Raw genomic sequence first — 11,957 nt, 5'->3', positions numbered from 1 at the left:
GAAGAGGAACGATTCTTAAGGTGATTTCTCAAAATAACTTTACCGATTTAAAAGGGCAAACAGCCTTGCTACCTCACGATGGAACGATTTTGTGTGGTAGTTTTTATTCTAGAAATCACCTAAGTAACCGGAAGTTTAAAGTAATTTCTCACTCCCCCTTGCTCTCTGCTCCCCGCTTTCCTGCCTCTTCACTCCCCCTTGCTCCCTGCTCCCCGCTCCCCTGCCTCTTCTCCCCACTCCCCAGTCCTTCATCTACAATTTTTATGAGTCAAATTTCTGGTCAGTCTTCTAATTTTCAAGGTAATTGGCTTTATGCTTTTTGGAAGTTTTCCCGCCCGCATACGATTATTGGCACTAGTTTGAGTGTGTGGGGCTTGTATTTAATTGCTGTTGCGATCGCTTCGACTGGTTTTTCTAGTGTGCAACTGATTTCAGTTCTGGGTGCTTGGATTGCCTGTTTATGTGGCAATGTTTACATTGTGGGGTTGAATCAACTAGAAGATGTTGAGATTGACAAGATTAATAAACCTCATTTACCTCTAGCATCAGGGGAATTTTCGCAGAAGCAAGGGCAATTAATTGTCATCACGATGGGCGTTTTGGCGCTGGCTGTGGCTTGGCTAACGGGGCCTTTTTTGTTGGGTTTGGTGGCTTCGAGTTTGGCTATTGGTACGGCTTATTCTTTACCCCCGATTCGCTTAAAGCGATTTCCCTTTTGGGCGGCACTGTGTATTTTTTCCGTGCGGGGAACTATTGTAAATTTGGGGCTATTTTTGCACTTTAATTGGGCATTAGGAGAAACTCCCGCCATTCCGCCTGCGGTTTGGGTACTGACAATATTTGTTTTGGTGTTTACTTTTGCGATCGCCATTTTTAAAGATATCCCCGACATAGAAGGCGATCGCCTTTACAATATCACTACTTTCACCATCCAACTTGGCCCACAAGCAATATTTAATTTAGCGCTGTGGGTGCTAACTGTTTGCTATTTGGGAATCACTTTTGTCGGTGTGCTGCGCTTTGCTGACATTAACCCAGTATTTTTAGTGATTACTCATCTAGTCGTGCTGGCTGGGATGTGGATGCGAAGTTTATCAGTGGACTTGGAAGATAAAAGTGCGATCGCTGATTTTTACCAATTTATTTGGAAACTCTTTTACCTCGAATATATTATGTTCCCCATCGCCTGTCTTTTAGCCTAAATCTATGTTAGAAACTTTTAAAACAACTGATATTTTTGCCATAGTCCCAGTTGTGATCGCTATGACGATTCTCGGTTATTTTTCTTGGAAAACTTTGGTGACTTCAAATTATTTCCAAAAAGGGGTAAAACTTTACGAACAAAAAGACTATCCAGGTGCTGAAGCCGCTTTTCGCAAGGTAATTTCTATCAACTCTACTAATGACGTAGTTCGCTTGTTATTAGGAGATATTTTAAAAGAACAAGGCAACGTCAAAGGAGCAACAGAATTATACCAGGAAGTAATTAGCAGCAGTCCGAAAAACCCTGATGCCTACCTGCGTCTAGCAAATTTTTTCATAGCAGAAAATCAGCCAGAGAAAGCCAAAGATAATCTAGAACAAGCCAAAGCTTTATTGCAAAAACAGCGACAACCTGAAAGAGCGGCAAAAGTCAGTCATCTGTTAGCTAAAATTACCGCTAAATCTGGCAATCAAGCCTAAATTTATCTAGCATTCATCTAGGACAGAAAAAAATTAGATTTTCCTGCTCCCTCTCCTTACTAAGGAGAGGGTTGGGGTGAGGTTTCATGTGTTACAAAAATATGCAATAATGAGCCGATTGCACTACGCGCAGTGCCGAAGGCAATCGCATACACTAGTTTAGCTATCAATTGTGCAAGATACCGAATCTATTAACGACTTGGCTGCGGCTTTGCAACAACCAGCCGACCTCAGCTTTGAACTTCCAGATCCAGAAGATGAAGAGATTTTAGAGTCAGATTTTCAAGAACAACTGGATGTAGCATGGCAGGTATGCGATCGCTTTGACCTGCAAACTGAAATCTGGCGGGGGCGCATCTTACGGGCTATCCGCGATCGCGAAAAAAGAGGTGGTGACGGACGAGGGACAGGATTCCTCAGATGGCTCAAAGAACACGAAATTAGTAAAAGTCAAGCTTACGCCTGGATTCAACTAGCCAATAGCGCTGATACCCTCCTGGAAGAAGGAAAACTTGACCCCACGTCAGTGAATAACTTTAGCAAACGGGCATTTATTGAAACCTCGAAAGCTGTCCCAGAAGTCCAACAGATGGTGAGTGAAGCGGCGCAAAAAGGCGACCAGATTACCAGGCGAGAAGTGCGCCAACTCACCGACGAATGGACAGCCATGTCTTCGGAGTTACTACCAGAATCCGTCAAGGTAAAAGCAGCCGACAACTCCCTTCCCTCGCGCTACATTGCCCCTCTGGTGAAGGAAATGGAAAAACTGCCAGAATCACACCAGAAGATGATTCACACTGAAATTTCGGCTAATCCTGATGTTGATACTCTCAAACAGGCAACTTCCGAGGCGCGTCATTTAGCGAAATATCTCAAATCTGCCGCCCAAGTCCAAGCATTGACACAGGCGGATATTGATATTGAAACAGCGTTAGAAGAAGCGCAAAGAATCGGATGTCTAAGTATCGCCGCCGATTTAGTCAATCAAGCCTCACAGATAGAACAAACCATTGCCAAGTTATACATGACTTGGAAACGCATCGGTAACTTAGCAGACCGCTTATATGTCGATACTGGTGCAAGTACACCCAATTTGCGATCGCTCCTGACTTGCATCGAACCCCTGGGTGGTGAAATCATGGAACTACAACTCAGTGGCGGTACTGAACACACAATCCGCCTACAAATCCAGGAAACGAATTAGTTATTAGTTATTTCCGACAAAGAATGTAGAGACGTTCCATTGAATGTCTCTACAAGGGATAAGCTGTTGTGCAGCTAAAGTGAATAATATCAAAATATTATGTTGGTTTAAATTTTATCAAATTATCAATAATTGAAGCGGATATTGATGATGTAGAAATATTTTTATGGTTAATTATAGTTGATTAATGTTGGCTTTCGTTCCTCAATCCAACCTACGAGGAATTGCGATCACACTACAACTCAGTATTCCAGAAACTCGAACCGTGGACCTTCATCAATAGTTCCATCAGGAAGCCGCAGGTTCCAAATGAAGGCATCATGGATTCGGAATACGTCCTCCGTATTGATAGCTCCCCTCAAGCTAGTACGAATCAAAATAGCTTCTTCCAGATTGGTGTAGAACAAGTTGGCATTCCTCAAAGCAGCTTTGGTCAAATTAGCTCCGACCAAATAGGCTTCACTCAAGTTAACATCATACCAATCAGCTCGACACAAACTAGCATAAGCCAAATCGGCTTTGCTCAGATTGACATCGATCAGAGTACTCGAAACCATAGAAGCTCTGGACAAGTCAGCGCCACTCAAGTCACTTCTTTCAATGTGAACGCTACTCAGGTCAACGCCTCTCAAATTAATTCCTCTCAAGTCAACATTTTTGAGTATCTTAGATTTCTTGAGGTTAATCCCAGCAAAGTTACGCTCTCCAGCAGCGTACCTTTCCAACAATTCTTCAACATCCATAACTCAAATACAAAATATTATGTTGTTTTAAACTTTATCACATTATCAATAATTGGAGCAGATATTAATGATGTAGAAATATTTTTATGGTTAATTATAGTTGATTAATGTTGGGTTTCGTTCCTCAACCCAACCTACGAGGAATTGCTTTCTTAACAATTACACAACCACAGAATTGGAGGCAGTATATAGTCAGCGTTGACCAACTTGAAGAAATAACTGGCTATAACTTTCTTTCAAACGTACCTGAACACATTCAAAGAATTATCAAAGATAGAAGAGTAGATTTTACTCTCAACGCACCGCTATTAGCAGATAACGAAATTCAATCTTCTTCCAGTCTCCTCACTACTTTATCAAATGCTTTACCAAGTGGATTCGACAAATTGACCATTGGGCATAATGACGTTATACCACCCTTTGCCCTGTGGTTCGACACCACTGGCTCCAGTAAAATCGACCTCCCACACGCCAGCTTCATCCCAAATAGTACCCTCCAAGCTAGTCCTCCGAAAGTTACTATACTCAACGGATGCCCATCTCAGGTCGGAATTTCTGAGACTAGCTCCTTCCAAATTTGCGTTAATCATGCTGACATTGGTCAGTCGAGCGCCATCCAAGATAGTATTTTCCAAGTTGGCATTAAGAAGATTAACATACCTGAGGTCGGCATCGCTCAGTTCAGTCTCAACCAAATTAGCACTGACCAAAATAGTATCTCCCAAATACGCACCCCTGAGATTAGCCCCTCTCAAGTTGGCGTTACTCAAGTTGAAATTACCCAACCTCAGACCAGACAAATTAACTCCGCTCAAATCAACCCCACTAAAATCTCTCTCCCCGGCAGCGTATCGCTGCAACAATTCCTCAGCAGTTATACTCATCTATACACCTCGGCATTAACCAACACATATAAATATAAGCCACTAAATATATTCGACCCCACCTTCAACATCAACCTCCAAATCACCAAGCTCCCCACAGGACAACTAGCAGAAGCTCAAATCACCACTGGCGAAGCCAATCGCTTGCTATGCAAAAGTTCGAGAATTGGGAAATTGCAAATGTTTTCGGAGAGTGACAGAAGAGGGTGATTCCTCCCTCCTCTGTGGCTCAACTCAATTCTTAATCCCTGTGGCGGCTATACCGCGTATAAACTGACGCTGACCGATAAGGAATAGCACCATCACTGGAACCGTCGCTATGGTGACAGCAGCCATCATTAGAGGCCAATTATTCGTGAATTGTTCTTGAAATTCTGCTAAAGCCAATTGCACCGTTCTTAATTCCGGTCGTGTCGTAAATACCAAAGGCTTAAACAAATCGTTCCATTCAGCAATGAAGGTAAACAGAAACAGCGTCACCAAGGCTGGACGTGCTAAAGGTAACATCACTCGCCACAGAATTTGCAGCCGGTTCGCTCCATCGATGGTTGCGGCTTCTTCCAACTCTACGGGAATTGTCTGGAAATACTGACGTAACAAGAAAATCCCAAAGCCATTGACAGCCGTCGGTAAAATCAGCGCCCCGTAAGTATTTATCAGGTGTCCCCACTTTAAAACTAGGAAGATGGGAATCACCAATAATTGAAAGGGAATTACCAAAGTAGCCAAGACAACCAGTAACAGCGCTTGTTTACCGCGAAACTTCAATCTGGCTAGGGCGTAACCAGCTAATGCAGAAGTGACCATTTGAAAAGCCGTCACAGCGATCGCGACTAAGGTAGAATTAGCAAACGCGAGTAAAAATTTACCTCGCTCCCAAGCATCGCGGTAATTAGCTAAAGACCAGTTAGTTTTGGGTGAAACTTCTAAAACAGCCCCTGGAGGTGCAAAAGAGGTGATAAAGACCACGAGCAATGGTAATAGGACAATAAATGCCCCCAATACCAGCACTCCTAATCTCAAGAAATTGGCAGATTTTAGATTCGAGTTGGTTTTGGTCATGAGTTGAGCGTTAAAGCATTTGTGTTCTATTACTAGAGCATTGCCCCCAGCAAAAGCTAATCTATAACATAGTGACTTGTTAAGTTAAATTAAACCATAGCGATCATTACCCTTAATAAACAGGGAAAATCGAATTTTTGTATCAAATGATTCAAGTTTACAGGAGTAAACACACCATGCAACAACTTGCAGCCGAATTAAAAATTGATTTTCAGAGCGAAAAATACAAAGATGCTTACAGTCGCATTAATGCGATCGTCATTGAAGGCGAACAGGAAGCTCATGATAATTACATCACATTGGGAGAAATGCTCCCAGAGCTTAAAGATGAACTGATTCGTTTATCGAAAATGGAAAGTCGCCACAAAAAGGGCTTTGAAGCTTGTGGGCGGAATCTATCTGTACAACCAGATATGCCCTTTGCTCAGAAGTTTTTCTCTGGACTACACGAAAATTTCCAAAAAGCGGCGGCTGAAGGTCAAGTAGTGACTTGCTTGCTGATTCAATCTTTGATTATTGAATGCTTTGCGATCGCAGCATACAATATTTACATTCCCGTAGCCGATGATTTTGCCCGTAAAATCACAGAGGGAGTCGTAAAAGATGAATACAGTCACCTCAACTTTGGGGAAGTTTGGTTAAAAGAACACTTCGCTGAATCCAAAGCAGAATTAGAAGCAGCCAATCGCCAAAACCTACCCATTGTTTGGAGAATGCTCAACGAAGTAGAAGCTGATGCTCACGTCTTAGCAATGGAAAAAGAAGCCTTGGTAGAAGACTTCATGATTCAATACGGTGAAACATTGAATAACATTGGCTTCACTACCAGAGACATTATGAAAATGTCAGCTTACGGACTCACAGCTGCCTAATTTAAATGCTGAGTAGAGACGCGATTGCTCGCGTCTGTACAAGGAAGTGCTAAGTCATCAAAAAATTGAGCATTGCCTGACTTCACCCTAATGCATCTTACGCTTTGTTTCCTCGTTCTCAGAATAGTATCAATTTGAAACGATAATCCGACAGATACCAACCGGGAAACCAGGATAGGTCGGATGTTCTGAATTACGAATTACGAATTACGAATTACGAATTACGAATTACGAATTACAAATTGGTATTTAATTCTTGCCCACTTATTCAACGCTTTCGACAAAGCACACGCCTAATACATCAATACATGTTTGGTCTAATTGGACATTTGACTAGTTTAGAACACGCTCAATCGGTAGCCAAAGAATTGGGTTACCCAGAATATGCCGATCAAGGGCTAGATTTTTGGTGCAGCGCCCCGCCGCAAATTGTTGATGAAATCACAGTTACCAGTGTGACTGGGCAGACAATTGAAGGACGGTATGTAGAATCTTGTTTTTTGCCGGAAATGCTCGCGAAACGCCATGCAAAGACAGCAATACGCAAAATTCTCAACGCTATGGCTCATGCTCAAAAGCATGGCATCAATATCACTGCTTTAGGAGGATTTTCCTCAATTATTTTTGAGAACTTTAAATTGGAGCAGTTTAGCCAAGTCCGCAACATCAAACTAGAGTTTGAACGCTTCACCACCGGGAATACTCACACTGCTTACATTATTTGTCGGCAAGTGGAACAAGCGTCGAAACAAATAGGAATTGATTTGTCGAAAGCGACTGTTGCTATATGTGGCGCAACTGGAGATATTGGCAGTGCCATTACACGCTGGCTAGATGCCAGAACAGATGTCAAGGAACTTTTGCTCATCGCCCGCAACAATGAACGTCTCAAAGACCTACAAGACGAACTGGGGCGAGGAAAAATCATGGCTTTGGATGAAGCACTACCTGAAGCTGATATTGTCGTTTGGGTTGCTAGTATGCCCAAAGGCATGGAAATTGATTTTCAAGTTTTGAAGCGCCCTTGTTTGCTCATTGATGGTGGCTATCCGAAAAACTTAGCGACTAAAATTCAATATCCTGGTATTCATGTGCTAAATGGTGGGATTGTCGAACATTCCCTAGATATTGACTGGAAAATTATGAAAATAGTCAATATGGATGTGCCAGCACGCCAGTTGTTTGCTTGTTTTGCCGAATCGATGCTGCTGGAATTTGAGAAGTTATACACGAACTTTTCTTGGGGGCGGAATCAGATTACCGTAGACAAAATGGAGCAGATTGGTCAAGCATCAATAAAGCACGGATTTAGACCACTGCTAGTTGAGTCCTTAGTCGTTAACTAAAGACAAGTAAATCACAGCCCATAGTCCATGCCCTACATCCCCACCTTAAATAACTCCACACTCAACACTCTTAACTTGTACGATGGCAACTACCGAGCGCAAACCACTACTGTTAGATTTTGAAAAGCCACTAGCAGAACTGGCAAACCGAATTGATCAGATTCGGCAACTTGCAGAAGAAAATGGCGTTGATGTTTCTGGCGAAATTCGCAAACTAGAAACACGGGCTATGCAACTACGAGAGGAAATTTTCAGTAATTTATCACCGTCTCAGCGTCTGCAAGTAGCTCGTCATCCTCGTCGCCCTAGTACTCTTGATTACATTCAGGCCATTAGTGATGAATGGATGGAGTTGCATGGCGATCGCTGCGGTGGTGACGATCCTGCCTTAGTTGGAGGTGTAGGTCGTTTGGGCGGGCAGCCAGTGGTAATGTTAGGTCATCAAAAAGGCCGCGACACCAAGGATAATGTTGCCCGTAACTTCGGGATGGCTTCCCCTGGTGGTTACCGCAAAGCCCTGCGCTTGATGGAACACGCCAACAAGTTTGGGATGCCGATTATCACCTTTATCGACACTCCCGGCGCTTGGGCAGGTATTGAAGCCGAACACCAAGGTCAAGGGGAAGCGATCGCCTATAATTTACGGGAAATGTTTTGCTTTGATGTGCCAATTATCTGCACAGTCATCGGCGAAGGTGGTTCTGGTGGTGCTTTAGGTATTGGCGTAGGCGATCGCCTCATGATGTTTGAACACGCCGTTTATACCGTTGCTACCCCCGAAGCCTGTGCCGCCATTCTGTGGAAAGATTCTAGCAAATCTCCTCAAGCAGCTGTGGCTCTCAAAATCATTTCCCACGACCTGAAAAACTTGGGCATCATCGACGAAATATTATCTGAACCCATTGGTGGCGCTCATTCTGATCCTCTGAAAGCCGCTACAACTCTCAAGCAGAGCTTGTTAGAAAACTTAGACGAACTCAACCGCTTAACATCTCCAGAACGTCGGCAACTGCGCTATGAAAAATTCCGCAAAATTGGTGTTTTTACTGAACTTGCCCACTGATACTCAGAGAAAATAACCCCTTTACTCATCAGCAATGTTATAATGCCTATGGCTACTTAAAGATTTTTAACAATCTCAACAGCCATAGGTTTTTGTATTTTAAGCAAATCAACTTAATTTGATCAGTGATTTGCCTGTTATTCAGTAATCACATTTGAATCTATGACATAATTTCCCAGTTAAACATTTGTTATCCTGACTGGGAAAACACCTGACGGGAAAAAATACCCACGCTGACGGAAAAAATTAGTAGTTAGTTATCAACCAGAAATCATCGGAAATTCAGGTTAGTTAAATTTAACCAATCCGCAAGATTTGGATAATTGGCTGGTGGAAAAAAGCTTTAAAAACTGCCAAAAAAATTGGAGACAGCATGAGTCTTGAGCAACGACGCGCCCTAATTACTGGGGCCAGTAGTGGAATTGGCAAAGCAACGGCTTTAGTATTTGCCAAGGCGGGAATTGATGTCGCCTTAGTCAGCCGTTCTTTGGATAAGTTGGAGACAGTAGCAGAAGCAGCTAGGCATACGGGAGTAGTAGCCAAAGCTTACGCTGTTGATCTTGCGAATGTAACTCAAGTAAAAGCAGAAATAGAGGCGATCGCCCTTGACTTTGGGGGCATAGATATCTTGGTAAATAATGCGGGTATAGCATACACAGCCAACCTCAGTGAAACCCCCTTAGAAGATTGGCAGCAAGTAATCAACTTGAACCTCACCAGTGTATTTCAGTGCATGATGGGAATTTTACCCGGAATGCGCGATCGCCACACAGGCACAATAATTAACGTCGCCTCAATTGCCGCCAAGCAACCCTTTCCCGGTTGGGGAGCATACAGCGTCAGCAAAGCAGGTCTTATGGCACTTTCGCAAACCTTAGCACAAGAAGAACGCGCCCACGGCATTCGTGTCACAGCCATTTGTCCTGGTGCTGTGAATACCGAACTGTGGGACACAGAAACCGTCCAGTCCGATTTTGACCGTTCCAAAATGTTAACGGCAGAAGTTGTTGCCCAATCAATTCTCTACACAGCCTTACTACCACAGCAAGCCGTCATAGACGAATTGACCCTAATGCCCAGTGCTGGCGCTCTTTAACTCTGGTGCGCCACCCTGCGGGAAAGCTGTCAGCTAACTACGCCTCTGCGTGAAATTAAGATTAGAAATCAATCCATCTCAAAATTCCCACCATAACCAAGTAATCACATCATGACTATTGCGAGTCCCAACGGTTCCAATCGCTCGAAATCTCCCCTAAGCCCCGATTTAGTAGAAGCCATCACTCCCAAACCCGACCGTAACACCCACAACGGACGACAACCCAACTTGCACCCACCGACAGGGGAAGAAATGGAGTCAATGATGGATGGAGTCAGAGCGCTAATAGTAGGAGTAGGAGAAGACCCCGAAAGAGAAGGACTGCTGAAAACACCCAAGCGCGTAGCAGAAGCCATGCAGTTTCTCACCAGTGGCTACAACCAATCTCTAGAAGAACTCCTAAACGATGCCATCTTCGATGAAGGACATAACGAGATGGTATTAGTCCGAGATATTAACTTTTTTAGCCTCTGCGAACACCATATGCTGCCTTTTATGGGTAAAGCACACGTTGCTTATATCCCCAACCAAAAAGTTGTAGGGTTAAGTAAACTTGCCCGCATTGTCGAGATGTATTCTCGCCGCCTCCAAGTCCAAGAAAGACTCACCCGTCAAATAGCCGAAGCCATCCAAACCATTCTCGAACCTCAAGGGGTGGCAGTGGTGATGGAAGCTACCCATATGTGCATGGCAATGCGCGGTGTGCAAAAGCCTGGTTCTTGGACTGTTACCAGCGCAATGGTTGGTGCATTTCAAGAAGATCAAAAAACTCGTGAAGAATTCTTTAACTTGATTCGTCACCAACCGTCATTTTACTAGGGAGTGGGGAATGGGGAATGGGGAATGGTGAGCCAGTAGGGTGGGTTAGCGCAGCGTAACCCACCATAAACTTCAGGATAATGGTGGGTTACGGACTAGGGTCCTAACCCACCCTACAATTTGGAAATTTTTTATTGTCAGTCCCTCAACCGACAACCTAAATTCTCAAATAGCAGTGCTACTTTATCTAAATCCTTATCACCGGGCTTAATTTCCACACCGCTAGATAAATCAATCCCGTCAGGTTTAACTTGATTTAAGGCAGTCACTACATTATCTGGCGTTAGTCCCCCAGCTAATAACCAAGGACAACTGGGTTTAAACTTTTCTAACATCTGCCAGTCTAGAGTGTGACCTGTACCTCCCAACTGTTGGGGATGATAAGCATCCAGTAGTAATGTATCTATGTATTTAGTATAATTAGAGGCTTGATCAAGATTCTCAACACTACGAACTCTCAAAGCTTTAAGAATTTCTACATTTGGGAGACTTTGACGTAACAGTGAGCAAAATTCTGGAGATTCGTCTCCATGTAACTGGACACCAGTCAATCCAGAATCCATAACTATCTGGCTAATTTCAGGAATACTCGTATTGGCAAAAACACCGATTTTGTCAATATTTGACGGTAATTGCGCCACGGCAGCCCGAATTTGCTCTGAGGTAACGTAACGGGGTGAGGTCGGGACACAAATAAATCCTAGTGCAGTTGCGCCCAGATTGGCGATCGCTACAGACTGTTTTGGTTGAGTAATGCCGCAAATTTTAACCCGCATATAAATTTTAGATATTGGTAACTTAAAAAAAGGTCGAAAATTCAGGAATAATTTTCGGTTGTTTACTGTGGAACTTTATAATTTTGGAGGACTACATTAATTTTGTCATTTAGGAGATACCAGTTTGTTTTTATCAACCTTACTAGCCGCCGCATCTGTTCCTGTAACACCCGAATGGACTCCCACAGTAGGGATCATTATTAGCGCCAGCAGCTTTGTCATTCTTTTGCTAACTCTCAAAATTCAGTATCCTCAAGTAGGCCCCAAGTTGCCTATCCTGCCCATCAGCATTCCCGCCTTTATCGGTGCGATGGCGTTCGGTCATGTGATCGGCATTGGTATTGTCTTAGGGCTGACTAATATCGGTCGTCTGTAGATTTGAGAAGTTAGGGAGTGGGGAGAAGAGGCG

13 protein-coding genes are annotated in these 11,957 nt (G+C 43.5%); 9 read left to right on the top strand and 4 right to left on the bottom strand.

Going from position 1 to position 11,957, the window contains the following annotated elements; translation table 11 throughout:
• Window positions 1-263 precede the first annotated feature (263 nt).
• From AACX33_RS02440 to AACX33_RS02430, 3 genes are all read left to right on the top strand, one after another.
• Entirely contained in the window at window positions 264-1,202 is a 939-nt protein-coding gene (locus AACX33_RS02440; protein ID WP_194002165.1) for a homogentisate phytyltransferase, read from the top strand.
• A gap of 4 nt (window positions 1,203-1,206) precedes the next feature.
• Window positions 1,207-1,683, top strand: coding sequence for a tetratricopeptide repeat protein (locus tag AACX33_RS02435; RefSeq protein WP_194002163.1), 477 nt, complete (start codon window positions 1,207-1,209; stop codon window positions 1,681-1,683).
• Window positions 1,684-1,855: 172 nt separating this feature from the next.
• Window positions 1,856-2,887, top strand: a complete 1,032-nt coding sequence (locus AACX33_RS02430) for a hypothetical protein (protein ID WP_194002161.1) — start codon at window positions 1,856-1,858, stop codon at window positions 2,885-2,887.
• A gap of 242 nt (window positions 2,888-3,129) precedes the next feature.
• Here the strand turns inward: AACX33_RS02430 and AACX33_RS02425 are convergent, their stop codons facing one another.
• The 3 genes from AACX33_RS02425 to AACX33_RS02415 form a co-directional block, all read right to left on the bottom strand.
• Window positions 3,130-3,630 (bottom strand): pentapeptide repeat-containing protein, encoded by a 501-nt coding sequence (locus AACX33_RS02425; protein ID WP_194002159.1) that lies wholly within the window; start codon window positions 3,628-3,630, stop codon window positions 3,130-3,132.
• A gap of 365 nt (window positions 3,631-3,995) precedes the next feature.
• On the bottom strand, window positions 3,996-4,514 hold the full coding sequence (locus tag AACX33_RS02420) for a pentapeptide repeat-containing protein (RefSeq protein WP_194002157.1): 519 nt from the start codon (window positions 4,512-4,514) through the stop codon (window positions 3,996-3,998).
• Between the two features lie 234 nt (window positions 4,515-4,748).
• On the bottom strand, window positions 4,749-5,576 hold the full coding sequence (locus tag AACX33_RS02415) for a carbohydrate ABC transporter permease (RefSeq protein ID WP_194002155.1): 828 nt from the start codon (window positions 5,574-5,576) through the stop codon (window positions 4,749-4,751).
• 176 nt (window positions 5,577-5,752) lie between these two features.
• Between AACX33_RS02415 and AACX33_RS02410 the strand changes: the two genes are divergently transcribed.
• The 5 genes from AACX33_RS02410 (at window position 5,753) to folE (ending at window position 10,772) form a co-directional block, all read left to right on the top strand.
• Window positions 5,753-6,448, top strand: a complete 696-nt coding sequence (locus tag AACX33_RS02410) for an aldehyde oxygenase (deformylating) (RefSeq protein ID WP_194002153.1) — start codon at window positions 5,753-5,755, stop codon at window positions 6,446-6,448.
• Between the two features lie 308 nt (window positions 6,449-6,756).
• Window positions 6,757-7,794, top strand: coding sequence for a long-chain acyl-[acyl-carrier-protein] reductase (locus tag AACX33_RS02405; RefSeq protein ID WP_194002151.1), 1,038 nt, complete (start codon window positions 6,757-6,759; stop codon window positions 7,792-7,794).
• An 82-nt stretch (window positions 7,795-7,876) separates the two neighbouring features.
• Window positions 7,877-8,857, top strand: a complete 981-nt coding sequence (locus tag AACX33_RS02400; RefSeq protein WP_194002149.1) for an acetyl-CoA carboxylase carboxyltransferase subunit alpha — start codon at window positions 7,877-7,879, stop codon at window positions 8,855-8,857.
• Window positions 8,858-9,230: 373 nt separating this feature from the next.
• Window positions 9,231-9,953: an SDR family oxidoreductase gene (locus AACX33_RS02395; RefSeq protein WP_194002147.1), complete on the top strand. Its 723-nt coding sequence runs from the start codon at window positions 9,231-9,233 to the stop codon at window positions 9,951-9,953.
• Between the two features lie 111 nt (window positions 9,954-10,064).
• Window positions 10,065-10,772 (top strand): GTP cyclohydrolase I FolE, encoded by a 708-nt coding sequence (gene folE / locus AACX33_RS02390; protein ID WP_194002144.1) that lies wholly within the window; start codon window positions 10,065-10,067, stop codon window positions 10,770-10,772.
• Between the two features lie 137 nt (window positions 10,773-10,909).
• On the opposite strand, the gene AACX33_RS02385 is transcribed toward folE, so the two are convergent.
• A complete protein-coding gene (locus AACX33_RS02385; protein ID WP_194002142.1) occupies window positions 10,910-11,548 on the bottom strand; it encodes a phosphoribosylanthranilate isomerase in 639 nt (212 codons plus the stop codon).
• Between the two features lie 124 nt (window positions 11,549-11,672).
• Between AACX33_RS02385 and psaK the strand changes: the two genes are divergently transcribed.
• Window positions 11,673-11,924 carry a photosystem I reaction center subunit PsaK gene (gene psaK / locus AACX33_RS02380; protein ID WP_194002140.1) on the top strand — a complete coding sequence of 84 codons (252 nt, stop codon included), beginning with the start codon at window positions 11,673-11,675 and terminating at the stop codon, window positions 11,922-11,924.
• The last annotated feature ends 33 nt before the right edge of the window (window positions 11,925-11,957 follow it).

The organism is Nodularia sp. LEGE 04288 (genome assembly GCF_963896525.1).
Taxonomy (GTDB): domain Bacteria; phylum Cyanobacteriota; class Cyanobacteriia; order Cyanobacteriales; family Nostocaceae; genus Nodularia.
This window is presented reverse-complemented; position numbering and strand designations above follow the sequence as displayed.